This is a genomic window from Streptosporangium sp. NPDC049644 (assembly GCF_040675205.1).
Lineage (GTDB): Bacteria > Actinomycetota > Actinomycetes > Streptosporangiales > Streptosporangiaceae > Streptosporangium > Streptosporangium fukuiense.
This window is the reverse complement of record NZ_JBFAOJ010000046.1, coordinates 1-25,614: the sequence shown is the minus strand read 5'-3', so window position 1 is coordinate 25,614 and position 25,614 is coordinate 1. Positions and strand designations below refer to the sequence as shown.

General features: G+C 68.8%; 24 protein-coding genes and 2 pseudogenes. 14 read left to right on the top strand and 12 right to left on the bottom strand.

Annotated features, from left to right (window positions below):
• Positions 1–2: 2 nt before the first annotated feature.
• Positions 3–839, bottom strand: coding sequence for an alpha/beta fold hydrolase (locus AB0J58_RS24600; protein WP_364219238.1), 837 nt, complete (start codon positions 837–839; stop codon positions 3–5).
• A 497-nt stretch (positions 840–1,336) separates the two neighbouring features.
• Between AB0J58_RS24600 and AB0J58_RS24595 the strand changes: the two genes are divergently transcribed.
• The 3 genes from AB0J58_RS24595 to AB0J58_RS24585 all read left to right on the top strand — a co-directional run bounded on the left by AB0J58_RS24595 (position 1,337) and on the right by AB0J58_RS24585 (position 4,623).
• Complete coding sequence (locus tag AB0J58_RS24595) at positions 1,337–2,785, top strand: FAD-dependent oxidoreductase (protein ID WP_364219235.1); 1,449 nt, start codon at positions 1,337–1,339, stop codon at positions 2,783–2,785.
• A gap of 103 nt (positions 2,786–2,888) precedes the next feature.
• Positions 2,889–3,872: an NAD(P)-dependent oxidoreductase gene (locus tag AB0J58_RS24590; protein WP_364219232.1), complete on the top strand. Its 984-nt coding sequence runs from the start codon at positions 2,889–2,891 to the stop codon at positions 3,870–3,872.
• 163 nt (positions 3,873–4,035) lie between these two features.
• Positions 4,036–4,623, top strand: coding sequence for a histidine phosphatase family protein (locus AB0J58_RS24585; RefSeq protein WP_364219229.1), 588 nt, complete (start codon positions 4,036–4,038; stop codon positions 4,621–4,623).
• An 89-nt stretch (positions 4,624–4,712) separates the two neighbouring features.
• On the opposite strand, the gene AB0J58_RS24580 is transcribed toward AB0J58_RS24585, so the two are convergent.
• Genes AB0J58_RS24580 through AB0J58_RS24570 form a run of 3 tightly spaced genes read right to left on the bottom strand, consistent with a single transcriptional unit; the run spans position 4,713 to position 8,037 of the window.
• Positions 4,713–6,299 carry a pyruvate, phosphate dikinase gene (locus tag AB0J58_RS24580; protein ID WP_364219226.1) on the bottom strand — a complete coding sequence of 529 codons (1,587 nt, stop codon included), beginning with the start codon at positions 6,297–6,299 and terminating at the stop codon, positions 4,713–4,715.
• The gene (locus AB0J58_RS24575) at positions 6,296–6,928 is read right to left on the bottom strand and encodes a transcriptional regulator (RefSeq protein WP_364219223.1); all 633 of its coding nucleotides are present in this window, start codon (positions 6,926–6,928) and stop codon (positions 6,296–6,298) included. Before AB0J58_RS24575 ends, AB0J58_RS24580 begins: the two co-directional genes overlap by 4 nt.
• A complete protein-coding gene (locus AB0J58_RS24570) occupies positions 6,925–8,037 on the bottom strand; it encodes a TetR/AcrR family transcriptional regulator (protein WP_364219220.1) in 1,113 nt (370 codons plus the stop codon). Before AB0J58_RS24570 ends, AB0J58_RS24575 begins: the two co-directional genes overlap by 4 nt.
• Before the next feature lie 100 nt (positions 8,038–8,137).
• Here AB0J58_RS24570 and AB0J58_RS24565 point away from each other — a divergent pair, with 100 nt between their 5' ends.
• Together AB0J58_RS24565 and AB0J58_RS24560 are read left to right on the top strand one after the other, a co-directional pair.
• Entirely contained in the window at positions 8,138–9,112 is a 975-nt protein-coding gene (locus tag AB0J58_RS24565; RefSeq protein ID WP_364219217.1) for an ATP-binding cassette domain-containing protein, read from the top strand.
• Positions 9,112–9,903 carry an ABC transporter permease gene (locus tag AB0J58_RS24560; protein WP_364219214.1) on the top strand — a complete coding sequence of 264 codons (792 nt, stop codon included), beginning with the start codon at positions 9,112–9,114 and terminating at the stop codon, positions 9,901–9,903. Before AB0J58_RS24565 ends, AB0J58_RS24560 begins: the two co-directional genes overlap by 1 nt.
• Positions 9,904–10,023: 120 nt before the next feature.
• Here AB0J58_RS24560 and AB0J58_RS24555 read toward each other — a convergent pair whose 3' ends face one another.
• Complete coding sequence (locus tag AB0J58_RS24555; RefSeq protein ID WP_364219211.1) at positions 10,024–12,615, bottom strand: collagenase; 2,592 nt, start codon at positions 12,613–12,615, stop codon at positions 10,024–10,026.
• Positions 12,616–12,810: 195 nt separating this feature from the next.
• Here AB0J58_RS24555 and AB0J58_RS24550 point away from each other — a divergent pair, with 195 nt between their 5' ends.
• Together AB0J58_RS24550 and AB0J58_RS24545 are read left to right on the top strand one after the other, a co-directional pair.
• On the top strand, positions 12,811–13,764 hold the full coding sequence (locus AB0J58_RS24550) for a LysR family transcriptional regulator (protein WP_364219208.1): 954 nt from the start codon (positions 12,811–12,813) through the stop codon (positions 13,762–13,764).
• A 297-nt stretch (positions 13,765–14,061) separates the two neighbouring features.
• On the top strand, positions 14,062–14,577 hold the full coding sequence (locus AB0J58_RS24545) for a GNAT family N-acetyltransferase (protein WP_364219205.1): 516 nt from the start codon (positions 14,062–14,064) through the stop codon (positions 14,575–14,577).
• A 130-nt stretch (positions 14,578–14,707) separates the two neighbouring features.
• Here AB0J58_RS24545 and AB0J58_RS24540 read toward each other — a convergent pair.
• From AB0J58_RS24540 to AB0J58_RS24520, 5 genes and pseudogenes are all read right to left on the bottom strand, one after another.
• A pseudogene (locus tag AB0J58_RS24540) lies at positions 14,708–14,866 on the bottom strand (ISL3 family transposase); the annotation flags it as partial.
• A complete protein-coding gene (locus tag AB0J58_RS24535) occupies positions 14,859–16,520 on the bottom strand; it encodes an AMP-binding protein (protein ID WP_364219202.1) in 1,662 nt (553 codons plus the stop codon). The pseudogene AB0J58_RS24540 and the gene AB0J58_RS24535, both read right to left, overlap by 8 nt.
• Positions 16,517–17,488, bottom strand: coding sequence for a phosphotriesterase-related protein (locus AB0J58_RS24530; RefSeq protein WP_364219199.1), 972 nt, complete (start codon positions 17,486–17,488; stop codon positions 16,517–16,519). The genes AB0J58_RS24535 and AB0J58_RS24530 overlap by 4 nt, the downstream gene beginning before the upstream one ends.
• 19 nt (positions 17,489–17,507) lie before the next feature.
• Entirely contained in the window at positions 17,508–18,992 is a 1,485-nt protein-coding gene (locus AB0J58_RS24525; protein ID WP_364219196.1) for an aldehyde dehydrogenase family protein, read from the bottom strand.
• Positions 18,993–19,012: 20 nt separating this feature from the next.
• Positions 19,013–19,780 (bottom strand): alpha/beta hydrolase, encoded by a 768-nt coding sequence (locus AB0J58_RS24520; RefSeq protein WP_364219193.1) that lies wholly within the window; start codon positions 19,778–19,780, stop codon positions 19,013–19,015.
• Positions 19,781–19,932: 152 nt separating this feature from the next.
• Between AB0J58_RS24520 and AB0J58_RS24515 the strand changes: the two genes are divergently transcribed.
• Positions 19,933–21,663 carry an acetolactate synthase catalytic subunit gene (locus AB0J58_RS24515; RefSeq protein ID WP_364219190.1) on the top strand — a complete coding sequence of 577 codons (1,731 nt, stop codon included), beginning with the start codon at positions 19,933–19,935 and terminating at the stop codon, positions 21,661–21,663.
• A gap of 17 nt (positions 21,664–21,680) precedes the next feature.
• Positions 21,681–22,460 (top strand): IclR family transcriptional regulator, encoded by a 780-nt coding sequence (locus AB0J58_RS24510; protein WP_364219187.1) that lies wholly within the window; start codon positions 21,681–21,683, stop codon positions 22,458–22,460.
• Between the two features lie 177 nt (positions 22,461–22,637).
• Here AB0J58_RS24510 and AB0J58_RS24505 read toward each other — a convergent pair.
• Positions 22,638–22,850: pseudogene (locus tag AB0J58_RS24505) on the bottom strand (WYL domain-containing protein); the annotation flags it as partial.
• Between AB0J58_RS24505 and AB0J58_RS24500 the strand changes: the two are divergent.
• Complete coding sequence (locus tag AB0J58_RS24500; protein ID WP_364219358.1) at positions 22,795–23,289, top strand: hypothetical protein; 495 nt, start codon at positions 22,795–22,797, stop codon at positions 23,287–23,289. The pseudogene AB0J58_RS24505 and the gene AB0J58_RS24500 sit on opposite strands and share 56 nt — an antisense overlap.
• 41 nt (positions 23,290–23,330) lie before the next feature.
• On the opposite strand, the gene AB0J58_RS24495 is transcribed toward AB0J58_RS24500, so the two are convergent.
• Positions 23,331–23,891: a DUF1697 domain-containing protein gene (locus tag AB0J58_RS24495; RefSeq protein ID WP_364219184.1), complete on the bottom strand. Its 561-nt coding sequence runs from the start codon at positions 23,889–23,891 to the stop codon at positions 23,331–23,333.
• A gap of 72 nt (positions 23,892–23,963) precedes the next feature.
• Here AB0J58_RS24495 and AB0J58_RS24490 point away from each other — a divergent pair, with 72 nt between their 5' ends.
• From AB0J58_RS24490 to AB0J58_RS24475, 4 genes are all read left to right on the top strand, one after another.
• A complete protein-coding gene (locus tag AB0J58_RS24490) occupies positions 23,964–24,281 on the top strand; it encodes a prevent-host-death protein (RefSeq protein ID WP_364219181.1) in 318 nt (105 codons plus the stop codon).
• Between the two features lie 348 nt (positions 24,282–24,629).
• Positions 24,630–24,875, top strand: coding sequence for a hypothetical protein (locus AB0J58_RS24485; RefSeq protein ID WP_350962954.1), 246 nt, complete (start codon positions 24,630–24,632; stop codon positions 24,873–24,875).
• Positions 24,872–25,288, top strand: coding sequence for a hypothetical protein (locus AB0J58_RS24480; RefSeq protein WP_364219176.1), 417 nt, complete (start codon positions 24,872–24,874; stop codon positions 25,286–25,288). Before AB0J58_RS24485 ends, AB0J58_RS24480 begins: the two co-directional genes overlap by 4 nt.
• 23 nt (positions 25,289–25,311) lie before the next feature.
• Positions 25,312–25,443 (top strand): hypothetical protein, encoded by a 132-nt coding sequence (locus AB0J58_RS24475; RefSeq protein WP_364219173.1) that lies wholly within the window; start codon positions 25,312–25,314, stop codon positions 25,441–25,443.
• Positions 25,444–25,614: the final 171 nt, after the last annotated feature.

Sequence of the window (25,614 nt, the reverse complement as noted above, 5' to 3'; positions counted from 1 at the left end):
GATCAGGCCGCGGTGAAGAAGTCGCGGACCAGCGCCTCGAACGCCGCCTTGCGCTCCACCTGGGCCCAGTGGCCACAGTTGGAGAAGATGTGCAGGTCGGCATTGGGCATGCGCCGGGTGGCGAAGAAGGCTCCCTCCAGCGGCAGCATCCGATCGTCACGCCCCCAGGTGACAAGGGTGCGGTGGTGGATCTGCCCGGTTCGCGTCCACATCGGACCGTGGACGGAAGGGATGGCGAGGCTGCCGAAGATGTTGCGCATCCGGTCGATCGCGCCGGGCGCGAGTGCGCGGTCGGCGCGTTCCCGGATCAACTCGTCGGACACGCCGGCCGGGTCGGAGACCATGGTGTCCACCCACGCCCGCATGGCGGCCGGGGAGGGAGAGGCGACGAAATCGAACAGCCGTCGAGCCCCTTCCGACATCGGCGGGGAGAAGATCTCGGCCGCGATCCCGCCGGGGCCCATCATGAGCATCCGATCGACCCGGTCGGGGTAGGCGAACGCGGTCTCCAGCGCGACGAAGCCTCCCATCGAGTTGCCGACCAGGTGGGCCTTGGCGATGCCCAGGTCGTCGAGCAGGGAGACGACGGCGTCGGCCGCGTGCTCCGGATACGGGCGGGTATAGGGAACTTCGGGGCTGTCGCCGAAACCGGGCATGTCAATGACGATCGTCCGAAACGTTTCGGCCAGCGGCGCCAGATTGGCGGCGAAGTTCGACATGCCGGAGACGCCGGGGCCCGAACCGTGCAGCATGACCACCACGGGTCCGGTACCGGCCTCGCGGTAGGTCAGCTCGTAGGCGCCACGGCTCACCTTCGGTGCGATCTCGACTGTCGTCATCGGTGATCTCCGCCTTCTCTTCGATGAGGAACCCCGCGGGGACACCCACGGATGCGACACCCGGTCGCCGCTGGGGCGTGATGCTAGGTACTCCGCTGAGAAAACGGCCACCGCTCCTCCCACTCACCGAGAGTTCATGAGGGGCTCGACGACACCTGACGCAGCGCCTGCGTTGCAGGAGCACTCCCGTCACGGACCAAGGACGTCGGCTGGACGGTGGCCCGTGAGCTCCGCCGACCTCTCGCTCGGCACGATCGGTCTGGAGACCGAGCCATCGACATCAACGACCCGGTTCCGGTGTGCTCAGCCTTCCGCTGCGAGGGAACAGGCCGGACGACCGCGGTGGTCCCGATTCTCGCCTCCCACTCACCGGGATCCGCATCCGTGTCACCGCCACTGCTTCGTACTGTTCCTCGCACAACGCAACCTCATCCAGAAGGAGTGTCGAGCTTGCTGATCATGGATCTTGTGCTCCCTGCCGCCAAGGCGGTGGTGGTGTGAGTTCGGTGGCTCCCATCCAGGCATCCGAGGTCGGAGACTGGGCTTTGGAGACGGATGTCCTTGTCGTCGGTTTCGGGGCGGCCGGGGCGAGTGCCTCGATCGAGGCGGCGGCCGGCGGCGCCGATGTCCACGCGGTCGATGCGGCCGGTGGCTGGGGTGGCGCCACCGCGATGGCGGGTGGGTCCCTCTACCTGGGTGGCGGAACGCCGATCCAGCGGGCCTGCGGCGTCGAGGACACCGTGGAGGCGATGTTCGCTTTCCTCAGAGCGGCCACCGGCCCGGACCCGGACGAGGCCAAGCTGGCCGTGTACTGCGAGAACAGCCTTGAGCATTTCGACTGGCTGGTGCGGTGCGGCGTGCCGTTCGAGCCGAGGCTGTGGACCGAGCCGTCGTGGGAGGCCCCGAGCGGGTACGGGCTGATGTTCACCGGCGGAGAGAACGCCTATCCGTTCGCGGACATCGCGGCGCCCGCCCCACGAGGCCACGTTCCGGCCATGACCGACAAGAAGCCGGGGGAGCAGTCGGCCGGTTGGGTGCTGATGAAGCACCTCGCGGACACCGCGGCGGGCGCGGGTGTGCGCACGCACTACAACACCCGGGTGGGACGCCTGGTCGTCGACGGGGACCGGGTGGTCGGGGCAGAGGTGGTGACGTTCGGCGAGCGGTCGTTCGTGAAGGCACGGCGCGGGCTGGTGCTCTCGGCGGGCGGGTTCGCGGCGAACGACGCGATGCTCGCCCAGCACTCCCCGAGACTGCTCGGCAACCGCCTCACCGGTACCGACGGCGACGACGGTTCCGCCATCCGGATGGGCCAGGCGGTCGGCGCGGCGGTCCGGCACATGGAGGCCGGTCAGACGGCCTTTCCCGCCGACCCGGCACTGCTCTACCGGTCGCTGCTGCTCGACCGGCGTGGAAACCGGTTCATCAACGAGGACAGCTACCCGGGCCGGGTCGGGCAGGCCTCGCTGTTCGGTCAGGACCGGCAGATATTCCTGCTCTACGACGACACGGCCAATGAGGAGACGCAGCAGGCGTCCGGGTACGTGGTCGAGCCGACCTGGGTCTCGGACGACCTCACCGAGTTGGAGACCGAGATGGGGCTGGCGCCAGGGGCGCTGACCGCCACGGTCGGGCTGTACAACGCGGCCGCCGAGAAGGGCGAGGACCCGGTCTGCCACAAGTCGGCCCGGTGGCTCAGGCCGCTCAAGCCGCCGTACGGGGTGCTCGACCTCCGGAACGCGCTGTTCTCGATCTTCACCACCGGCGGCCTGTACACGTCGGTTCACGGCGAGGTCCTCTCGCTCGACGGCGACCCGGTCCCCGGCCTGTACGCCGCGGGACGCACGACCAGCGGCATCCCCGCCTGGGGGTACTGCAGCGGCACCTCGCTTGGCGACTCGACCTTCTTCGGCAGGCGCGCGGGCCGGGCGGTCGCCTCTGGCTGACGCGGTTCCATCGGTTGTGCGGCCGGTTCGCCGTGCGTGAGCCGAAGTCGACTCGCCTCTGGCCGGTACGAGGCGTGTGAATGAGCGCGCGAACGGAGACACAATGATCAGCGGGAAGAGGATTCTTGTCACCGGTGCCAGTGGATCGATCGGATCCGCGTTCGCGGCCGCCCTCGTTCCCGGCAACGAGGTATGGGGCCTGGCGCGCTTCACCGATCCGGGGGCGAAGAGCGAACTCGAAGCCCGCGGCGTACGGCCGATCGTCGCCGACCTCGGGGCCGTCGGTCCGGACGACCTGCCGGACCTGCCCGAGGTCGACCATGTGCTGCATTTCGCGGCGGACATCTTCGCGGAGCCGGACTTCGAGCGGGCCTTCCGGAACAACGCCGAGGCGGCCGGACTGCTCATGTCGCGCTATCGGGGCGTCGAGTCGTTCCTGCACTGCTCGTCGACCGTTGTGTACGAGGCACACCCGGAGCCGCGGTGCGAGGACCACCCTCTCGGTGACTACACGCGCGCGGTCTACCCGACCTACAGCGTCTCGAAGATCGCCGGCGAGGCGGTCGTGCGCACCTGTGCGCGGCTGTTCGGTATCCCCACGACCATCGCCCGGCTGAACGTCCCCTACAGCGACACCATGGGCTTTCCCCGGGTCCATCTGATGAACATCCTCAAGAACGAGCCGGTCGGGGTGTATCCAAACTTCCCTGATGTCTTCGCCCCCATTCACGTCGATGACATGGTGCGTACGCTGCCCGCGCTGCTTGGCGCGGCGGACACCCCTCCCGTCACCGTCAACTGGGGCGGCGACGAACCGGTCGGCATCACCGAGTGGAGCGGCTACCTCGCCCAGCTGGTCGGCAGGAAGGTCACGTTCTTCACCACCGAGATGGCGATCAAAGGCATGTGCCCCGATGTCGGCAAGCTCCGTGAGCTCGTCGGAGGCCCCATTTCCAGCATTGGTTGGCGCGACGGGCTCCGCAGCATGGTGAGCACGGTCGTACGCGGGCGCCACCCCGGTGCTACCGGGCATCCTCTCCGGCGGCCTCCTTCACCTCCCGCCTATTCGAATGTTGTAAACATTTAGATTTTGTGAGTATCCTAATTTGGGCCGTCCAGGGAACGAGTGGTGATGGTTCGGCTGACTTGGGGTGCGGTGTGCTCGAACCTTCCGAGCAAGCCTGCGCCGGGTGGCGGGGACGAACGTCGGCTCTTGCCATGCGGTACGGATCTGAGGCCTGGGGCTGACAATGGCGACTCGGCACTTGTACGTGTTACGGCACGGCGCGGCGGACCCGTTCGGCGAGTTGACCGATGTCGGGCGGCGGCAGTCGGAACTGGTCGGGGAGCGCCTGGCCCACCTTCCGGTCGACGCCGTGTGGCATTCGCCCCTTCCCCGGGCGGTGCGGTCCGCCCGGATCGTCGGTGAGCACCTGCCGGGCGTCGCCGTGCGGGAAGCGGCCGAGCTGATCGACCACGTGCCGCACGTGCCGGACGAGATGCCCCCCGCGTGGGCGGGGTTCTTCGACGGGTACGACGCCGCGGAAGCCGCCGCGGGCGCGGCCCTCGCGGACGCGCTGATCGACAGGTTCGCACGCCCCGCCGAAACCGAGACCCACGAGGTCCTGGTCACCCACGCCTATCCGGTGGCCTGGCTGGTGCGGCACGCCCTCGACGCGCCACCGGCGCGGTGGCTGGGGCTGAACTGCGGAAACACGGCGCTGACGGCGATCGAGTATCGCGACGGCGTGGCGCCGACGGTGCTGTTGTACAACGACATGGGCCACCTCCCGCCCGACCTGCGCTGGACCGGGTTCGGGCCCGCTACCCGGCCATGAGCGGCGCCGCTGAGCGCTCACCGGCACGGGGTGAGCGTCCGCTTTTGTGGCTGCCCCGACATCGCCCCGCTGTGCGGGGCCGCCGCGGTCTAGTCGTGACGGAGTACGGCGTGGGCGGCGTCGAGGCGCCGGGCCTCGTCGCGTTCGGAGTGGTCGCCCGATACGTCGTCGGCCCATTCGAGGAGGCGACGCAGGTGGACGTCGGCCGTGGTCGTGACGGTACGGGGGCTGCCCAGGGCGACCTCGCCACCGGTCCCGTCGATGGTGACGAGGGTGCCCTCACCGATGGTGCGCCCGCCGGCTCGCACCGAGGCGCCGGCGACGTCGACGACGAGGTCGCCGATCCCCACGACGGCGGGTTTCCCCATCGCTCGCGCGACGACCGCGGCGTGGCTGGCCGGCCCGCCCCGGGCGGTGACGATTCCGGCGGCGACCGCCAGGCCGCGCATGTCGTGCGGGGAGGTCTCCGGCCGTACCAGGATGACCGGGCCGTCCGCGGCCATGCGCACCGCTCCGTCGGCCGTGGTCGCCACCCTGCCGACCGCGACACCGGGACAGGCGCCCAGCCCTCGGGCCAGGATGTCGACCTTCCCGGTCGTCGCTATCCGGGGTGTGCGGACGTGCTGGAGATGCCGAGGTGAGATCCTGAGCAGCGCCTCGTGACGTCCGATCACGCGCTCGTCGGCGAGGTCGGTCGCGACGCGGACGGCGGCCCCCCCGACGAACCGGCCAGGCCGGACCTGCAGGATCCACAGCTCCCCGGCCTGGAAGGTGAACTCGACGTAGCACGCGTCGCGGTAGTGCCCCTCGACCCGGCTCAGGGCGTCGAGGAGGCCGGTCCACACCGCCGGTTCCCGGTCGGCGAGTTCGCGCAGGGGCCGGGTCAGCGATCTGCCGGAGACGACGTCCTCACCCTGGTGTCCGAACAGGACCTCGCCGAACGGGACGTTCTCCCCGGTGTTGGGGTCGCGGCTGAACGCGACTCCGGTGCCGCTGTGGTCATCGCGGTTCCCGAACACCATCGTCTGTACGATCGCGGCCGTGCCGAGATCGTGCGGTATGTCATGCAGTTCGCGGTAGGTCCGGGCACGCGGTGTGTCCCATGACGAGAACACAGCCTTGACCGCCAGCTCCAGCTGCCGGGTCGCGTCGTCCGGAATCGGCTCGCCGCATCGTTGCCGGATGAGATTCTCGACCACTCTGATCTGTGCCTCCTCGTCGCCGGTTCCTCGCCTTACGTCCAGGTCGGTGATCGCGGAGGCGAAGCCGGACAGGAACCGCAGCCGTGAGTTCAGCGCGAACCGCGAGTCGCCCGTCTCGGCCGCCAACCCGGCTGTGGCTCCGGTCGTGAGGCCGAGGTTGAGGATCGTGTTCATCATGCCGGGCATCGACACGCCGGCCCCGGAACGAACGGACACCGCCAACGGCACCTGTGATCCCCCGAAGCGGCGCCCGGTGGAGGCTTCGAGGTCGGTGACGGCCGCCGCGAGTTCGTCGTCGAGTCCGTCGGGAAGACGCCCGTCACGCAGGAACGCGCGACATGCCTCCGTGGTGACGACGAACCCGGCGGGCACCCGCAACCCGAGACGGAGGAGGACCAGGAGGCCGTGTGCCTTGCCGCCCAGCGTCTCCGCCGTCTCCTCGACCCGCGTGGAGAGCGGGCGAACCCATCTCATACCCATCGGGGGATCCCGAGTGTGGCGAGCAGGTCCTCGTGAAGTTCGGCCCACACGGCGTGGTACGACGCGGTGCTGTCGGCCACGTACTCCAACGCGCCGGAGGTGGCGCGATCCAGGGCTTCGACGAGGCGGGTTCGGTAGCGGCCGAATCGAGGCAACGCCGCGGACAGCTCGGCACCGACGACGGCGGCACGCTGGTCGAACTCGGCGAATCGGGCGAGGACCCGAGCGTCGTAGGAGGGGTCGCCGTGGTCGTTGGCGGTTATGACACCGTCGACGGATCGGAGTTGCCATGCCGTGCAGAGGTCGAGCAGTTCCGGGTTGAGCACCAGAAAGTCGTCGAACGCCGCTGCCACGGCGGCGCGGGCATCGGCCGACTCCAATTCGGCGGTGATCCGTTCGGCGTCCACGACACGGCCGGTGTCCGTCAGACTCCACCCGCCGAAGTCGCCGGCCATATGCGTGACGAGACCGGCGACCGCGAGATCGATCAGCTCGGACTCGACGTCGGATTCACCGAGGCCCGTGGCCCTGGCCAGGCGGGCGAGGCCGGCGGCGCCGCCGCAGCGCAGGGCGTGCAGTACCAGCAGGCCGGTGCCGGTCGCGGGAAGCTCGGATCGGGTCATGACCTGGCGCTCCGCGGCCGCGTGCCGTTCGGGGCGTCCGCGGTCGACGCCGCGTACGCGGCGCCTCGCCCGTGGGCTCGGGCGACGATCGCGCCGCCCCGGACGCGTACGGCGGACTCCGTCTCGTCGTCGAGGTCCGTCAGACCGATCGCCGCCGCGGCCAGGGCCTCGTCATCGAGGACCAGCCGGACGCGCCGCCAGGCCTCGGGGGCGAACACCCGCCGCAGGCAGCCGATGAGGTCGGTGACCCTGAGCCGTACCAGGCGGCCCGTCTCGGCGGCGTCACTCGTGACGACGACCACCGTCACCTGCTCGCCGGGCCGGGCGGAACGGACGGCTTCCTCGGCGGCGGCGAGACGACCGGCCCCCAGCACCGTGATCAGACCGTCGGCGCCGAGGTCGGCCCGCTCTCCGCTGATCCGATCCGCGAGTCCGGTGGGCGGATCCCACGCGTCCCCACACGGTCGTGCCGGAGCGACATAGGGCAGATACGGCGGCGTCCAGGTGTCGGCGAGATCGATCCCGGACAGGTGCTCACAGGCGCGCGCCAGGTCGAAAGGGTCGCCGAATCCCGGTGCGCTCTCAGCCAGGTGGCCCGAACCGTCCAGCAGCGTCAGCACCAGCTCGGCCAGCCGTACCCGCCGCACCGGCGTCGCCTGGGCCGGTTCGCACGATTCCAGCGGGATGGCGAGCAGCAACGCCTCCAGCCGGACGACCTGCGCCAGCACCGTGCGCGCGTGCTCGTCATCGAGGACGCCGGCCAGCGAGCGCAGGTGCAGCCGCCCTCCCGAAGCCGTGTCGTCGACCAGGGGCAGCCGTTCGAGCCAGGTCCGGGCGAACACGCCCAGCACCTCGGCCGGCGACCTCGGCGACCTCGTCGACGGCTCACCCGCGGGGGCGTTCTCCACCATGTCGATCAGCACCGCCAGGTACAGCGCGCGCTTGCTCGGGAAGTTCGAGTACACCGCCCCCCGGGTCAGCTCGGCCCGCTCGGCGATCCGATCGACCTTGGCCAAGGCGTAGCCGTGTTCGGTGAACTCCTCCCTCGCCGCCGCCAGCACGGACGTCCGGGTGCGCTCCTGCTGCTGCACCCGAGTCAGTCGAACCATCGCAGTTCCTTTCCCTGGATCGCCAGCATTAGGATACTCTCAAAATTCAGATGTTGAGAACATTTGAACTGCGAAGCGGTCGAGACGAAGGATGGTGACGGTGAGCGATCATGGATTCGAGACCGAGGGGCTGGCCAAGAGATTCGGCAAGGTCACCGCGCTCGACGGGGTCGGTCTGGCCGTCCCGCGCGGGCAGGTGCTCGGCCTGCTGGGCCCCAACGGCGCCGGCAAGACCACCGTGATCCGCATCCTCGCGACCCTGCTGCGTCCCGACAGCGGACGCGCGTCCGTGGCCGGGTTCGACGTGGCACGCCAGCCGGGACAGGTACGCCGGCGGATCGCGCTGTCGGGCCAGCACACCAGCGTGGACGACGAGCTGACCGGGCTGGCGAACCTGGTCATGATCGGCCGGCTCCTCGACCTGCCCCGGCCGCAGGCTCTCCGGCGTGCCGCGGACCTGCTGGCCCGTTTCGGCCTGGAGGACGCGGCGAAGAGACCGGTGGCCGGCTACTCCGGTGGCATGCGCCGCCGCCTCGACCTGGCCGCGAGCATGGTCGGACACCCCGAGGTGGTCTTCCTCGACGAGCCCTCGGTGGGACTGGATCCCGGCAAGCGTGACGAGCTGTGGCAGATGATCCGCGGTCTGAGCGCCGACGGCGTCACCGTCCTGCTGACCACCCAGTACCTCGAAGAGGCCGACGCCCTCGCCGACGCCGTCACCGTCATCGACCGGGGACGGGTCATCGCCTCCGGCACTCCCGCGGAGCTGAAACGAGAGGTCGGCGGGCACACCATCGCCGTGCGGCCGAACGACCCCGCCGACACCGACGCGGCCGTCGGCATCCTGGCCGATGTCACCGGCCGGACCCCGGAACGCTCCACCCGCCACGAGCTGGTCGTGCCCGTCGCCGGGGACGAGGACTTCTTCGAGATCACCGCCCGGCTGCGCGAACACCGCATCGGCGTCTCCGAACTGTCGCTGCGCCTGCCCAGCCTCGACGAGGTCTTCCTCGCCCTGACCGGAACACCTACCACCGCCGCCGACGACACCGACGAACCGACGAGGGCCGCCTGATGACCGCCATCGAACAACCACGTACCCGGCCGCTCGCCTGGCTCCGGCACAGCCTCGTGCTCGCCCGCCGCAGCCTCGCCAAGACCACCCGCAACCCCGGCCCGATCATCAACGGGGTCGTCACACCCGCCCTGTTCATGGTGCTCTTCCTCTACCTCTTCGGCGGATCGGTGGCCGGCTCCACCGCCGACTACCTCCGGTACCTCTTCCCCGGCATCCTCGTCATGGGCGCCGGCCTCGCCGGGATGGTCTCGACCGGCACCGGCATCAACCTCGACCTCAAGAACGGCGTCACCGACCGGTTCCGCAGCCTGCCCATCAGCCGCCTGGCGCCCCTGCTCGGCTCCGTGCTGGCCGACATCGTCCGCTACCTGCTCGCCGTCGCCATCCTCTTCGCCATCGGCGCGCTCCTCGGCTTCCGCGTCCACGGCGGCCTCGCGGCAGCCCTCGCCGCCGCCGGCCTGGCCATCGCCTTCGGCTTCTGCCTCAGCTGGGTCACCGTGTTCGTCGGCGTCCTGGTCAGGAACGCCGACACCGTCCTCGCGATCAGCTTCATCGGCTTCCTGCCGTTGCAGCTCGGCACCAGCCTCGCCGCTCCCGTCGAGACCCTGCCCGGCTGGCTGCGAACCTGGGCCGAGATCAACCCCGTCACCCACGTCATGGACGCCTGCCGCGCCCTGCTCAACGGCACCCCGGCCGGCGACACCGTCACCACCACGCTCATCTGGTGCGCGGCCCTCTTCGTGGTGTTCTGCCCCCTGGCCATCCGCGCCTACAGCCGCCAACAATGACCAGGGGGCCGGTACTTCCTGCCAGGCCGGGGCGTGCTCAGGGCGATCCGAGGGCCGGGAGCGGGCGTGAGGCCCGGTCCCGGCATGGATGATCAAGCCGTTACGGGGTGACGGTGAGCGTCAGTACTCGACCTTCACCGAGGCCCCGGAGAACGCGGCGGTGGCGTACAGGCTGATGTAGTGGTAGCCGGCCGCCGGGTTGGTCACCGTCAGGGTCTCGCCGTTGCCGGAGTTGGCCGACCGCTGCGTGTACGCCGACTTCGTGGCCCATGTGCTGGGACTGTAGTAGAGGTCGGCGTTCCCGGTGCCGCCGGACGACGTGATGACGATCCTGGTAGTGCCGGCCGGGAGGTACAGGTAGAAGTAGGCGTGGTCACCGGCGGTCGCGGACACGTTGCCGCGCCGGCAGTTCTTGCCCAGCTCCCTGATGTCGGACGAGGTGCACTCGGGCAGGGTGCCGCCGGACGTCACGGTCACCTGCCTGGTGGTCGACGCGGTGGCGCCGCCGTTGTCGGTGACGGTCAGCTTCACCGTGTAGGTGCCCGCCGCGGCGTACGCGTGGGTGGGGTTCGCCGCGGTCGAGGACGTGCCGTCGCCGAATTCCCACGAGCGCGAGGCGATCGTGCCGTCGGAGTCGGTCGAGGTGTCGGTGAAGGTCGTGTCGAGGCCGCTGACCGTGAAGGTGAGGTTCGCGGTCGGCGGCTTGTTCGTGCCGCCGCCGCCCGAGCAGGAGCCGGACGCGCAGGCGGTGAGCCAGCTCGACCAGTCACTGTCGTAGCGGGTGCCGACGGTGCTGGTCAGGAAGGTGCGGGCGCCGCTCCAGTTGCCCGTCCGGTAGTCGCCGAGGACGGTGGTGACGTCAGCCGGGTGCTTTTCGAACATGTATCGCACGGCCAGGTAACCCCAGCGGTAGACGCGGGTCGTGTCGTGCGAGTAGTCGGTGTCGAACAGCGTCCTGAGCGTGTACGTCTTCTTGGCCGCCTCGGTGATCGCCGCGTCGTAGGTCACGTTCCGGTAGGAGTACGACACGTACTCGGCGAGGCCCTCGATCCACCAGATGGTCGGGGTGGTGATGCCGGCGGTGAAGTCGCCGTACATGTCGAACCGGCCGTCGAGGTAGTGGGTGTACTCGTGGTTGAGGTTCCAGATCTCGAACGCGGGCCGCAGCCACTCCGCCTCGTAGGCGATGAAGCGCGGCTGGTTACCGGCCGCGGCCGGGTCGCCCTCCAGGTACATGCCGCCGTTGTCGGTGTCGATGCCGAACATCGTCCCGGCGTAGATCTGGTAGTCGGTGCTGGAGTGGAAGACGACGACTTCGATGGTGCTGTTGTCGTCGTTCGCCACGGGGCGGCCGCCGTCGTTCACCAGGTCGTGGAAGTACGCGTCCTGGCTCTTGAGGCTGTCGCAGGCGGTGGTGAGCTGCGCGGAGGTCAGGGCCTGCGCACGGATCGTGATGCTGGAGCTGCAGGTGTACCGGATCGGCAGAACGGCGGCCGCGAGCCGCGCCTGCAGGTCGCAGGTGCCGTAGTAGGAGCAGTTGGCCCTGTCGTAGTAGTCGGTCATCTCAGCGACGCCGACCCACATGGGCGCGGTCGTGCCGGAGATGTCGCCGCGGTCGAGCAGGGCCTTGACCATCGGCCGCACCTTCGGCCGCAGGGCGGTCTCCTGAAGGAAGCGGGCCATCTCCCGGCCGGCGTTCGACGCCAGATAGCTCTGGTCGGTGCCGAGCAGGTTCCAGTTGTCGCCGGTGAAGCCGTACAGCGTGTCGATCACGCTGGGGTCCGCCTGGACGGCGGTCACGAACGCCGGGAGCTGGTGGCCGCGGAAGAGCACGGTGTGGACGTTGTTGACCGCGTTCAGCATCCACCAGCTCGCGTTGTAGGAGCTGTTGTAGCCGTTGAGCAGCCGCTTCACCACGTAGAGGTAGCGGTCGTTCTCCTCGGCGCTGTCGATCAGCGTGACCGCCTCGGCCAGCACCTCGCCGTTGGCGTCGCTCACCGTCGAGGACTTGGGGTTGCCGAAGAAGGCGTCCAGGCCCGCCTCGATCGCGGTCTTGAGCGACGAGCCGTAGGTGCCCACGGTGGACGCGTGGTACCAGTGCACGTAGTAGCCGGCGCGCAGGTAGAGCACGAGCTGAGCGGTGCCGGTGGAGTTGTCGCCGGGGTAGTACGACCCGTTGTCACGCAGGCCGTACGCGACGCTGCTCATCTGCGCCTCGCGGAAGGCGTGGTAGGCGTCGCTGCCGGTGAGGCCGAACAGGGTGCTGACGCAGTCGGTCGTGGAGGACTTGATCTGCTGGACCAGGGCGCTTCCGGTCCGGCCGGTGAAGTCGCTCACGTCGCACGCGGCCGCCGCCCGCACCGTGGCGGCGGACTTCGTCTTCTCCTTCATGGACGGGCGCGGGTGCGCCGGGGCGGGCTCGGGCCGATCGTAGTCATGGCGCAGCCGCTCGTTGGAGGAGGGCATCGGCGCCCGTTCGCTGACCGGGAGCGGAGAACGCCGGACGTGGTCGGCGCCGTCGGTCGCGAGCAGCGCCGGCTCGGGGGGCGGCGTCCTGCCCGCGGATGTCGTCACGACGGGTTCGGCGATCGGTTCGGTGGCGGCCGATGCGGCCGCCGGCTGCAGGGCGAGCCCCAGGCCGAGGGCCGGGACGAGGACGAGCGCGACCAATGACGGGTTTCTGAGCGCGCGCAGGGGTGGGGTGATTCCCACGAGCAACCTCCGGGGGGTGTGAAGGGGGATGCCGCGGCGGCCGGAACGGGCCAGGACGCGGCGGGGCTCCACCGGGTCCTGGCGGACCGGCGGGCCACGGGGCTCAGGGATTTCGGGGAGCGAAGTGGTGTTGCCGCCCGTAGTTTGGTGACAAAACCAAACCAGCGGTCATAAAGGCACACATAATTCTTGGTTATGGATCTCGATATCCGTCATCTCCGTATGATCTGTGCGATAGCGGAGTCGGGCAGCCTGACCAGAGCGGCGGCCCAGGTGGGGCTTTCCCAGCCGGCCATGACGAACCTGCTGCGCCGGATAGAGACCTTCGTCGGGGGCGAGCTCTTCGTCCGCAGCCGCTCCGGGGTGGAGCCGACACCGCTTGGCGACCAGGTCATCGCCCGCGCCCGGATCGTCCTGTCCGAGGTCGACGCGCTCTTCGGCGACCTGCATGGGCCGTCGGAGGCCCGATCCCTGCGGCTGGGCTCGGTCCACGTCGGTTGCGTGGGCAGCATCGTCGACCGGGTCGGCGACGCCCTGCCCGGACGCGAGATCTCACTACGGATCGAGCCCTCCACGGCGCTGCTGGCGGAGGCGCTCACGCACGGGCGGCTCGACGCGGCGCTGCTCGGCGTCATCGAGGGCTTCGAGGTCACGCTGGCGCCGCCGGTCGCCAGCCGGGCGCTGGTGTACAGATATCCGATATTCGTCGCCCTGTCGGCGGGGCACCCGCTCGCGGGAAACGAGGAGATCCGGCTGGCCGATCTCAAGGACGAGGCGTGGATCAGCCCTCCGGGGGCCGATGACGGTTCCCTTGCCGCGCTGCGGGCCTCATGCCGGGCGGCCGGTTTCGAACCCAGGTTGCGTTTCGAGGCGCCGAGCGGCGCCGGCCACCCCTTGGTGGCGGGCGGGTACGGCGTGCGGCTGGTCGATCCCTGCTGGACCGCGGCGCTGGGCACCGCCGTACGACCGCTCATGGGAGAGCCACAGGTGGCACGGCTGCTCGTCGCGTGGCACAGGGACCGCCTGGGCGATGCGACCGCCGGGGCGCTCTATCGCGGCCTCGCCGCGGCGTTCATCGACCATGTGTACGACAATCCGCTCTTCGGACGCTGGTGGGAGGCGCACCCCGAGGTGCATCCGCTGCTGTGAGGCCGCTCGCCCGGGGACGCAGAGCGCCTCGACGTCGGTAATCGTGGCATGCGACGAGTTCCACGGGGGCGGGGACAGGCCCGGTAGGCGGCATCGGTCAGGCGGGTGAGGACGCCGAAACCGGTTTGCCCGTACGGCGGCGGGAGGCTAGCCTCGCGGCGGCGAGGGACGCCTGATCACTTCGTGACGAGGGAGGTCGATGAATATGGCCGTCGGCAGCCGTCTTCAGCGTGCCCTTGTCCGGTCCGCGCGAGCCTAGAGCGCCGACCGGGTCGTTCGAACGACCAGGAGTCTCTCTTGTTCTCTTTCTTCTCGATGATCGATGCCGACCTGATCACTGACCGCCTCGCCCTGCGGCCGTGGGCCCCCGGCGAGGTCGCCGCCGCCCTGGAGGGTGCTCGGCCGGTGCACTGGGCCGAGGACTTCCCCGCCGAGGGCGATCGCGTCATCGTCGGCCTGTTCGCCGAGCACCCCGCGTGGTTGGGCCAGTACGGTCACCGTCAGATCATCGAACGCGACAGCGGTCTGGTGGTCGGATCGATCGGCCTGTTCTGGCCGCCCGGCGACGGCGTCCTGGAGATCGGGTACGGCATCGTGCCCTCCCGGCAGGGACGCGGTTACGCCCCCGAGGCCACACGCGCCCTGACCGAGTACGCCTTCACCGCACCGGGCGTCCGCACGGTCTACGCCAATGTGGAACTGCCGAACCCGTCCTCGATCCGGGTCCTGGAAAAGGCCGGGTTCCAGCAGGCGGGCACCGATCCCGAGCGGAACACAGTCCGGTACTGCGCCACACCGCCGGCCCAGCGGTAACCGCCTCGCGGGATCGGCAGCGGCATCCCGTTGCCGATCCCGCTCACCTCCGGCGACTCTCCGGCACGGCGTGAACCTGACGACTCCCCCCCCCGGGTGTACCCGGTTGACGGTCGGCGGTGACGGGGCGTCAGCCCAGGAGAACACGGTGGCGGAGCAGGCTGAAACCGGCTCGGCCGTGCGTCTGGCGTATGATCCGCTTCGTCCTGGCGTTCACGCCTTCCGTGCCGCCGTTGTGAAAGGGCAGGGTAAGGACCGCGCGGACGGCATCGCGGTCCTGGTCAAGGCCCGCACTCGGAAGATGGCCGGCTTCCCCCGGTCGAGCCCATGGCGAGATCCGCGAGGTACTTCTCCCGAAGCACCACCTTCTGGATCTTCCCGGACGCGGTCTGCGGCAGCTCGCTCCGGAAGTGCCAGCTGCGCGGAACCTTGTACGAGGCCAGCCGGTCGCGGCAGAAGGCGTCGAGTTCGCCCTCGGTAAGTTGTGCCCCGTCGGCCGCCACCACGAATGCGGCACAGGTTTCGCCCCATTCGGCATCCGGCAGTCCGACCACCGTCACCAGGCTGATTCCGGGGTGGGTGTAGAGGACGTCTTCGATCTCGCGCGGGAAGATGTTCTCGCCGCCACGGATGATCATGTCCTTGAGCCGGCCCTGGATTCTGACGAATCCCGACGCGTCCATGGTCCCCAGGTCGCCGGTGTGCAGCCAGCCGTCGGCGTCGATGGCCTCGGCGGTCGCCGCGGCGTTGTCGAAGTACTCGGTCATCACGCAGATGCCGCGGGTGCATATCTCACCGAGTTCGCCGATCCCGGCCACCTCACCTGAGCTCGGGCTGATGATTTTGACCTCGGCTCCGGGCAGCGGCCGTCCCACGGTGGCCAGCGTCTCCGCGTCCTGATCCCCGCCGGCGGTGTGCGTGATGTACGGCGACGCCTCTGTCTGGCCGTACCCGATGCCGACCTCGACCCCGAGCTCACGCTGGGCGCGCAGGACCAGATCGAGCGGTACGGGTGCGCCCCCGAGCGTGGCCGACCGCCAGCTCGACACATCGCGCGGCTGGTCCGCCTGCCGTTCAAGCATGCGGATCAACATGGTAGGCACGCTCAGCATGATGGTTCCCCGCTCGGCTTCGAACAGGTCCAGCATGAGGTCGGCGTCGAACCCGGCGGGAATCACGTGGCAGCCGCCGGTCTGCAGGGCGCCGAGCGTCACCAGCCCGCAGCCCGCGGTGTGGAACAGGGGCATCGGGTTGACCCACACATCGTTCGGATGCGCGCCTGCGACGGTCGCGTACCACCGCCCGTTGGCGACGAGCCCACGGTGACTGAGCAGCGCTCCCTTCGGTCGCCCGGTGGTCCCCGAGGTGTATTGGATCTGAGCGGGATCCCTCGGCGCGACATGCGGCAGGCCGTCCCGCGCGCCGCTCTCCGCGGCCCGGAACTCGTCCCAGTCCTCGAGGGAGATCACCTCACGCACCTGAGTGCCGTCCCGCACGGCGTTGGCCATCGGCAGCAGTTCGGTCGATCGGTACCGCGGCTGTACGACGATGCCCGATGCGCGGGACTGCTCCAGCACATACGACAGTTCCGCCTGCCGGAAGGCGGGATTCACCGTGACCAGGGTCAATCCCGCGAGCGCGGCACCGAATTCGAGTTGAATCCACTCCGGACCGTTTCCGGCCCACACCGCCAGGCGCTCACCGGGACCGAACCGCCGAAGCAGAGCCCGGGCGACGCGGATGGAGTCCTCCAGCAGTTCCTCGAAGGTCCAACGCCGCGCGTGCTCTCCCACGACACCCTCGACGAGTGCCGTTCGATCCCCCCACCGTGAGGCGGCACGGATCAGGGCGTCCCCGATGGTGCTGTCCACGTGGTCGGGGTCGGGATCCGCGTGCCAGAGGGCGGCGGACAGGGCCGGGCGGCGGCCCTTCGCCGCGGTCATGCCCCCGCCCCCTCGAAGTGGCGACGCGGGTTGTCCACGAGAATGGTCTCGATGGTGCGGTCGGCGACGCCCGCCTCGAGCAATGCGGGAATGACCTCGGTGGATATGAGGCGGTAATTCCATTTCTCCCCCAATCGGGGGCGTTCCTCCGCCGAGACGAAGTCTATGAAGCAGGACGCATCATGCGAAACGACGATGCTCTCCGCGTAGCCACGGCGCACGAGGCCCACGAGGGTGTCGATCCGCTGCTGGAGCGGCAGGAACGCGTCGAGTCCGAAACGGTCGAGGCCCAGCATCGAACCGGCATCCGCCAGGCGGCAGAGATAATCCAGATCGGTGCTGTCGCCCGCATGGCCGATCACCACCCGGCTCAGATCGACGCCCTCTTCCGCGAGAACCCGCTGCGCGACCAGTCCGGACTCGGATCCGACGTGCGTGTGCACGGTGATCGGAGCCCCGGTCTCGACACCGGCCTGCGCGACCGCCCTCATCGTGCGCTCTACGCCGGGTGTGAGCCCTTGAGCGTCGATGGCGCACTTGAGGAATGCGGCGCGCACGCCGGTGTCGCCGATCCCCTTCGTCAGGTCCTTGACGAACAGTTCGGTCAGCGGTTCCTCGATGTCGATGAGCAGGCCAGGACCGCGGCTTGAGAACTGGTGCGGAAGGTCGTTGAAGGTGTAGAGCCCGGTCGCGACGATGATGTTCAGGTTCGTTCGCGCGGCGATGCGTTCGATGCGCGGGATGTACCGGCCGAGCCCCAGAACCGTGGGGTCCATGATGGTGTCGATGCCGAGAGACTTGAGCTCGTTCAGGTCGCGGACCGCCTGCTCGACCTTCTGGTCCTCGTCCCAATCGTCCTGGTAATTCTGCCGGTACTCCTCACCGAGCACGAAGACGTGTTCATGGACGAGCGTCCGGCCGAGCTCACTGGAATCGACAGGTCCGGCGACTGTCTGTATGTCGGTCATGCTTGTCCGTCCTCGGATCTCACAGCGCCACGACGACGGACTTGGTTTCGAGGTACTGCTCCAGTACGGCGTCGCCCTTCTCCCTGCCCCAGCCGCTCTGCTTGTATCCGCCGAAAGGCAGCTCGGAGCCGAACACGTGATAGGTGTTGACGTGCACGGTTCCGGCCTTCAGCCGCTTGGCCAGCCGGTGCGCCTTCGACAGGTCGCGCGTCCACACCCCGGCCGCGAGGCCGTAGACGGTGTCATTGGCCTGAGCGGCCAGATCGTCGATATCGCTGAACGGCAATGCCGTGACGACCGGACCGAAGATCTCCTCCCGGACGATCGGATGGTCCCGGTCGGGCCGCGCGATCACACTGGGCTGCACGTAGTATCCGTCGCGGTCCAGCGCACCGCCCCCGGCCAGTGTCCGGCCCCCGGACTCCTTGCTCAGATCGAGATATCGGCCGACCCGTTCGAAGTGCTCCGCCGACACCAGGGGGCCCATGTCGGTATCCGGATCGAGGCCGTAGCCCACCCTGATGTCGCGCGCACGCTCGGCGAGACCTTCGACGACTTGGTCGAATCGGGACTCGTGCACGTAGAGACGGCTGCCGGCGGAGCACACCTCACCCTGGTTGTAGAAGATCGCCAGCGCGGCTCCCGCGATCGCGGCGTCGACGTCCGCGTCGTCGAGGACGATGTTCGGCGACTTGCCGCCCAGCTCCAGTGAGACGCGCTTGAGATTGCCGGCCGCGGCGCGCACGATGCTGCGGCCGACCTCGGTCGAACCGGTGAAAGCGATCTTGTCGACGCCCTCGTGCGCGGCCAGATGAGCTCCGGCTCGTTCCCCGAATCCCGGCACGATGTTGACCACGCCCGGCGGGACGCCGGCCTCGAGGAGGAGTTCACCGATCCGCAGGGCGGTCAGCGGCGTCTGCTCGGCGGGCTTCAGCACGACGGTGTTGCCGGTGGCCAGTGCGGGGGCGAGCTTCCACGCGGCCATGAGGATCGGAACGTTCCAGGGGATGATCTGCCCGGTGACGCCCAGCGGTTCGCGGGTCGTGTAGGCGTGGAACTCCTGGCCCGGCATGTAGGGCACCGACGGCGTGATCGTCGTCCCGGTGATCCGCCGTGCCGCGCCGGCCATGTACCAGAACATGTCCGCGGCGAGCGGGATCTCGACGGCGAGCGCCGCGCCGGCCGGCTTTCCGCTGTCGAGTGACTCCAGTTCCGCGAGTTCTTCGGCGTGCTCGGCGATCAGGTCGCCGATGCGGTGCACGATGCGGCCCCGCTCGCTGGGCGACATGACCGACCATGGACCTTCCGTGGCGCGACGGGCCGCGGCCGCCGCGCGATCGACGTCCCGTTCCGATGCTTCCGCCACCGTGCTGAGCACTTTGCCGGTGCCCGGATCGATCGTCTCGAATGTCCTGCCGTCGAGGGCGTCGACGAACTCGCCGTCGATGAACAGCCGGTGCGACCGGGCAAGGAAGTCCACCGCGAGCCTGGGGGGAGTGGTCATGTCGCCTTCTCCGTTCCGAACTAGACGAGAAATTCGAGGATGCGCGGGATGACGGCGTCCGGGTCTTCGAGGCAGGGACTGTGCCCCGCGGTCTTGATGCGCCAGAGTTCGGCGTTCGGAATCGCCTCGAACATCTCGTCCGACCAGGCCGGCGGGCGAGCCTGGTCCTGGGTCCCGGAGATGATGAGTGTCCGCGCGGTGATCAGGGGCAACAGGGCAAGCGCGCTCTCCCGCTGGACGACGCCCCGTGCGGCATGAGCGAGCCTGGGGGAGAGCTCGCCGAGACGCTTGGTCCACGTCTCGTGGATGTCCGAGCGGGCCGGGTCGTTGAGAACGGTCGCCGCGAACAGGATGCCCTTGACGAAGTCGACGATCTCCGGGGTGAATCCCTCCCGCTCGAACCTGTCGACGAGCGCCCCGAACAGGTCGACGTTCTCGCCGGTCTCGGCCCTCGCCGACGAGCCCATCAGCACCAGCCTGCCGACCAGATCGGACCGGCGAGCCGCTATGCGGACCGCGACGTCGCCGCCCATCGACTGCCCGACGATCGACACAGAGGTGAGACCGAGCCGGTCTACCAGGGCGAGCACGTCGTCGGTGCACTGATCCATGGTCACGGTCGCATCGACTTCGTTCAGGCGGCCGGCCTGCCCGGGGAACTCCGGCGCGATGAACCGGAAGCGCCCGGCTCCGGCCGCGACAAGGCCGTCGAAGGCGCGTGGGTCGAGGAACAGCGAGTGCAGGCAGAGCACCGGGCTCAGCTGCGACTCACCAGTGTCGATGGTCATGGGAACTCCAGATCTTTCGTGACGAGGGGCCGAGGCGCTCACCGCCCGACGATATGAGCCACGTCACAGGCATGTCAATATCTGAACTTCGCTTCAAATAGTGAAATATTCATTATTTGACATGCAGTTCATAGTTTGAAACCGTATGAGACATGATCACTGTTTCCGACGTCATCGCAGGTGCACTGGCCCGTCACGGGGTCGAGGCGATCCTGGGCCAAAGCAATCCGACCGAGTTGATGCTCGCCGCCGAGCGCATCGGAATCCGCCAGATCCTGTACCGGACGGAGAACGCGGGCGGCGCGATGGCCGACGGGTTCGCTCGGATCTCCGGCCGGATCGGGGTGGTGGCGGCCCAGAACGGCCCTGCCGCCGCCCTGCTCGTCGCCCCGATGGCAGAAGCCCTCAAAGCGTCGATACCGATGCTCGTGCTGGTGCAGGAGGTGCCCTCGGGCAATCGCGACCGCAACGCGTTCCAGGAGCTGGACCACTTCGCGCTGTTCGCGAGCGTCTCGAAGTGGACGCGGCGCATCGATGATCCCGCGCGCGTGGAGGACGCGATCGACCAGGCGTTCACCATGGCGAACAGCGGACGGCCCGGGCCGGTCGTCCTGCTCGTCCCCCGGGACGTCCTCGGAAAGCCCGCTGTGCCAGGGCGATTCGCGCGCACCGCGGACCTTGGGGCCTTCCCGCTCGACCGTCCCCGGCCGGACGCCGCCGCGGTGTCGCGGGCGGCGCGGCTCATCGCCATGGCGCGGTCCCCCCTGGTCGTCGCGGGCGGCGGAGTGCACGGTTCGGGTGCGGTGGCCGAACTGGCCGCGCTGCAGGAGATCGCCCACCTGCCTGTGGTCACCACGAACATGGGCAAGGGCGCCGTGGACGAATCGGGTCCGCTGTCACTGGGGGTCGCCGCCAATGTCACCGGCGAGCGCGGACCCGCGCACTTCCACCTCCCCCTGATCGCCGGAGCCGATGTCGTCCTGCTGGTCGGTACCCGGACGAATGAGAACGGCACCGAGGGCTGGACGCTGACGTCCCCCGACGCCACCTATGTCCACATCGATGTCGACCCGATCGAGGTGGGACGAAACTACGAGTCCGTACGCCTGCTCGGCGACGCCCGGGCCGCGCTCGGGGACCTCGCGGCCGCCCTGGCGGCAACCGATCTCACCCTCCGCGTCGCTCGGTCAGAAGAGCTCAGAGCCACCATCGCCGCCGGCCGCCGGCAGCACTTCGAGGCCGTCACCCCGCTGCTGGAATCCGGTGAGACCCCCATCGCCCCGGAACGCCTTTTCGCCGAGCTCGGCCGGCTCCTGGACCCCGACGACATCGTGGTCGCCGACGCCAGTTACTCCTCGTTCTGGATCGCCGCCTACCTCCTGGCGAAGCGGCCCGGCCAGCGCTTCCTCATGCCACGAGGTCTGGCCGGCCTCGGTTGGGGACTGCCTCTGGCCCTGGGAGCGAAAATCGCCGAGCCTGGGCGGCGTGTCATCGCGGTCGTCGGCGACGGTGGCTTCGCGCACGTCTGGTCCGAGCTGGAAACCGCTGTGCGAGAGCGCCTTCCGGTGACCGTCGTGGTGCTCAACAACTCGGTCCTGGGAGCCCAGCGGCATGCCGAGAATGCCGTATTCGGCGAAACGACCACCGGTGTGGAGTTCGATCCCGTGGACCACGCCGCCATCGCGACCGCCGTGGGAGCCGCGGGGATCGTGGTCGATCATCCGGACGCCATCGCCCCCGCATTGCGGAAAGCGTTGGACTCCGGTCACACCACGGTCATCGACGTGATCGTCGACCCCGACGCCTACCCGCCCGTCCGGGCGTTCGACGCGTTCACCGACCGGCTCAACGCCCCGCTGCATCGGTCCGCGCCCACCTCGTGACCTGATAATTTCAGATAGTGAACAGCACTTCGGCCAAGCCCGCCCAGCAGACTCTGCAAACAGTCGAGCGAGCGCTGAGCTTTCTCGAGTACGTGGCCGCCGCCGAACCCGCGCCGACGGTGCAACAGGTCTCCGCCGGCCTCGGCCTGAACATCACGACCTGCTACCACCTGATGCGGACCCTGCTCGCGCGCGGCTACCTCGAACGCCGAGCCGACGCCACACTCCGGCTCGGAGCCAGCGTGGGCGCCCTGTTCCGGACCTACCAGCTCGGTTTCAACACCAACGACAAGCTCGCGGACATCGTCGGCGAGCTCGCCGACACGACCGCCGAGACCTCGTTCCTGTCGACTCTCGACGACAGGAACGTGATCTTGAAAGTTCTGGTCGAAGGGTCACAACCGCTGCGTGTCAGCGGGCTCTACGTCGGCCTCACGGGCAACGAGCCACACCGCGCGTCGGGCAAGGCCGTACTCGCCCACGCCGATGCCACGCTGCGGGACGAGATCATCGCGCGCAACCTGACCGGTATGACCCCGACCGCCCAGCGGCGATTTCGAGCGGCTCTGCTACAGGAACTCGAGGAGGTCCGGACAAGGGGGTGGGCCGTTGACATCGACTCCAGCCCCGGCATCACGACGATCGGTTCCCCGTTCTTCAAACATGAGGGTTCCATAGTCGGTGCCGTCGGCATCGTCGCACCGACATCGCGATTCAGCGAAGCACAGGACAAGCTGGTCGGCACGGTACTCGACGCGGCGAACAAGGCAACGGCAGTCCTCGGTCTTGCGCCATGAGGCGGAAAGCCCCGCGGCCTCAACCGTCCGCACGGCCAGGTTCGGCGGCGCGGATGGCGCGGGCGCCCGCCGCACGCAGGTACGCCAGCAGTTCGGGCGGCTCGTGCACCTGGAACTCGCAGCCGAGCAGGAGCAGCCGGGAGGCCAGCCACTCCAGGGTGTCGGCGCGCCCTCACCGATTCGGTCGACGCGGAAGGTCCGCCAGTCATCGCGATCGTTGTCGTAGGCCAGCAGGTACCAGCGGCGCCCGGCCGCCACCAGGCGGTACGGCTCGACCAGGCGTCTGGTCTCGCTCCCGTCACCCGCCTGATAGGCGAACCGCAGGCGTTCGCGGTTGGCGACCGCGCCGGCGAGCACCGTCAGGTCCTGCGGATCGACACTCGGCCCGTTCCCGGTCAGCATCGACACCAGGGCCGCGGCCAGCGCGGCGCCCCAGACCTTCGCCTACGGATGGCACGACTCTCCGGTCGCCGCGCTGGCCTGGATGACGCAGAAGTTCAAGGAGTTCACCGTCGCCGCGAAACCGCCGGAGCAGGTGATCGATCGCGACCTGATCCTCACCAACGTGAGCCTCTACTGGCTCACCGGGACGCTGGGAACCTCCTCCTGGCCCTACTACGAAAGCACGGGCTTCGGCTGGCCGGAGGGGCAGACGGCGGCGCCGACCGGCGTGTACAACGGACCGCCCGGAATCCGCCGGTTCGCCGAACGACACAACACCGTCGTTCACTGGCCGGAAGACAATCCAGGCGGCCACCACTTCGTCGCCATGGAGCGACCCGATCACGTTGCCGCCGACATCCGCGACTTCTTCGGCAAGGTCCGCTGACCTTCCCCGGCACCGGCCCTTCGGGGTCGGTGAAGCGGCAGTCAGGCAGGCTGGGCCTGGGTCAGCTGCACCAGCTTGACGACGGTGTTCCAGTTGCGGCTGGTGGCGATGACACCATTGGTATGCGCGGGTTTCGCCAGGGCTTCTGCGAGCTTGGAGCGGCCCAGGCCGTCCGGAGCGTAGAGGTAGAGCGCACGGTCGCCGAGCCGGAACTCTTCGGGAAGGTACCTCGCCGCGTCGAGGGACGCGAAACGCGACGCGGCGACCGGCTCGGAGAAGTACGTGACGTGCAGTTGCCTGCCTTCAAGCGAGGCCGCAGGAAACGGGCAGGTGTCGGCCACCGCCTTCAGATACGCGTGATCACGCACCAGGACATCGACGCCGAAGCCGAAGTGCTCCTCGACGGCCTGCTCCAGCTGCGCTGCGAGCGCCTTCTCATCGCCCAGAGCACTGGTGAAGACAGCATTGCCGCTCTGCAGATAAGTGCGTGCGTCGCCGTGGCCGAGCTCGGTGAGCAGCGTTCGCAATTCGGCCATCGGGACCTTCTTGTGGCCGCTCACGTTGATGCCCCGGAGGAGCGCCGCGTACGCCTTCGTTGCCATCCCCGTATCTTACGGTGGTCAAAGGTCGGCGTTACCTGGAACACATCTGTCCTTCCAGGTCAGAGTTGGTGAGTGAGCACTTCTGAGCCCGACCGCTCCCACCAGATCTCCCAGCGCGACCTGCGCAACCGGTCAGCGGAGATCATGGATGGACTGGAACGCGGAGAGCGGTACGCCGTCACACGCAACGGTCACCACATCGGCGATCTGGTTCCCATCCGTCGTCGGCGCCGGGCCGTCTCGCGGGCCGAGTTCGCCGTGTCCCGCGGCATGCCGCTCCTGGACGACCGGAAGTACCGCCAGGACATGGACCAGCACGTCAACGACGGCCTCTACGACCCCTACGACCGCGCCTACAGTAGATCAGAAACACCGGTGTCTGGGCCATGAAACGCGGTCGCGTCCCCCCGGTGCTCGTCGGCCGCGTATACGGTCAACGGGTGAACCAAGTACATGTCGCCCGGCTGTCCGGTCGCGTACGCCGTCGGCCTGTCCTTGGAAGCCGCATCCAGTAGCGGCCCAGCCTCGAATGGGTCGAGCACCTGCTCACCCAGCAGCCCGACGACGTCCCGCTGCGAGCCCGAAGGCGATCATCTACCGGCCTCCGAAGGAGGGCGGCTGCGAGACGCGGTCCTGGAGCAGTAGCACGACGAAGACGCCGCAGGCACGGACCACACGGTCCGCGCTCTTTTGCTCGTTCCCCGGCCAGTTATCTTATGCCGATTATATGATCCGAGTATGAGGAAACGAGCCGTCACCGTCACGGTGGACACCGACCTGATCGACTACGCCGAACAGCAGGTAGAAGGCGGTGACGCCCGCTCCCTGTCCGCCTATGTCAACGAGGCCATCGCGGCGCGCGTCCGCAGTGAACGACGCGCCCGCGCCACCTGGGGTGGACTCGTCACCAAAGCGCAGGCAGACCCCGACGCCGTCGCCCGCGCCGAACGCATGGCCGCCAACGTCAGGGCGAAACTCGGGTGACCATCCCTCCGCTCATCCTCGACAAGACCGTCCTCGGTGAACTGACCCGTGGCGATACCGCGCTGATCAACCTCATCCAGATATTCGACGCCGGCGAACAGCCGATGATCATCCCTACGTTGGCCATCACCGGGGTCATGCTCGACAACAAGTCGCCTGAGGCGGCCGACGCACTGCTTGGCCTGTCCCTGATGGCAGGTGTCACCGTTGCCTCCCTCGACGGGCCCGAGGAGAGCATCGCCCTGGCCGATATGGCCGGCAGGACCGGTCTGGACGTCTGGGACGCTCAGGCCGCCACCGAAGCCCTCGTCCGGATCGGCGCAATCCTCACCCTCGACGCCTCCCGGTGGGAGGAGCCGCGACGCCACATCGAGGAGCACCTGCAAGTGATCGAGATCTCGGACGACATGTAGTCCGAGAGGTCTGGGAGCCGTCCGTGGCCAGGAGCGCCTGGCTGGGCTTCGACGCGACGCGAAGGTGGCAGGTCGTCGCCGAGGACGGCGAATGGCGGATCCGGGAGTACGTGGTCGAGGAGCCGGTTCCTATGCCGGGATCGGCGTCCCTGTGACCGCGCGGGCCGTCCACCTCCGCCCGGCCGTTGGCGGGTTTAAGGAAGAGTGAGGTGCGTTGCGGCCAGGAGCCGCTCTGTGGTGGCAGGCCACTCCTCCGACAAGGCGAATCTGGCATAGGTGAGCCCGTCGAAGAAGGACGCGCCCTCGTTGAGTGACCGCAGACCGTG

What these genes read in the sequence shown, in the direction of transcription:
- AB0J58_RS24600 (WP_364219238.1), bottom strand. Translation starts at nt 839, where the DNA reads ATGACGACAGTCGAGATCGCACCGAAGGTGAGCCGTGGCGCCTACGAG.
- AB0J58_RS24590 (WP_364219232.1), top strand. Translation starts at nt 2,889, where the DNA reads ATGATCAGCGGGAAGAGGATTCTTGTCACCGGTGCCAGTGGATCGATC.
- AB0J58_RS24585 (WP_364219229.1), top strand. Translation starts at nt 4,036, where the DNA reads ATGGCGACTCGGCACTTGTACGTGTTACGGCACGGCGCGGCGGACCCG.
- AB0J58_RS24580 (WP_364219226.1), bottom strand. Translation starts at nt 6,299, where the DNA reads ATGAGATGGGTTCGCCCGCTCTCCACGCGGGTCGAGGAGACGGCGGAG.
- AB0J58_RS24575 (WP_364219223.1), bottom strand. Translation starts at nt 6,928, where the DNA reads ATGACCCGATCCGAGCTTCCCGCGACCGGCACCGGCCTGCTGGTACTG.
- AB0J58_RS24570 (WP_364219220.1), bottom strand. Translation starts at nt 8,037, where the DNA reads ATGGTTCGACTGACTCGGGTGCAGCAGCAGGAGCGCACCCGGACGTCC.
- AB0J58_RS24560 (WP_364219214.1), top strand. Translation starts at nt 9,112, where the DNA reads ATGACCGCCATCGAACAACCACGTACCCGGCCGCTCGCCTGGCTCCGG.
- AB0J58_RS24550 (WP_364219208.1), top strand. Translation starts at nt 12,811, where the DNA reads ATGGATCTCGATATCCGTCATCTCCGTATGATCTGTGCGATAGCGGAG.
- AB0J58_RS24535 (WP_364219202.1), bottom strand. Translation starts at nt 16,520, where the DNA reads ATGACCGCGGCGAAGGGCCGCCGCCCGGCCCTGTCCGCCGCCCTCTGG.
- AB0J58_RS24530 (WP_364219199.1), bottom strand. Translation starts at nt 17,488, where the DNA reads ATGACCGACATACAGACAGTCGCCGGACCTGTCGATTCCAGTGAGCTC.
- AB0J58_RS24525 (WP_364219196.1), bottom strand. Translation starts at nt 18,992, where the DNA reads ATGACCACTCCCCCCAGGCTCGCGGTGGACTTCCTTGCCCGGTCGCAC.
- AB0J58_RS24520 (WP_364219193.1), bottom strand. Translation starts at nt 19,780, where the DNA reads ATGACCATCGACACTGGTGAGTCGCAGCTGAGCCCGGTGCTCTGCCTG.
- AB0J58_RS24515 (WP_364219190.1), top strand. Translation starts at nt 19,933, where the DNA reads ATGATCACTGTTTCCGACGTCATCGCAGGTGCACTGGCCCGTCACGGG.
- AB0J58_RS24495 (WP_364219184.1), bottom strand. Translation starts at nt 23,891, where the DNA reads ATGGCAACGAAGGCGTACGCGGCGCTCCTCCGGGGCATCAACGTGAGC.
- AB0J58_RS24485 (WP_350962954.1), top strand. Translation starts at nt 24,630, where the DNA reads ATGAGGAAACGAGCCGTCACCGTCACGGTGGACACCGACCTGATCGAC.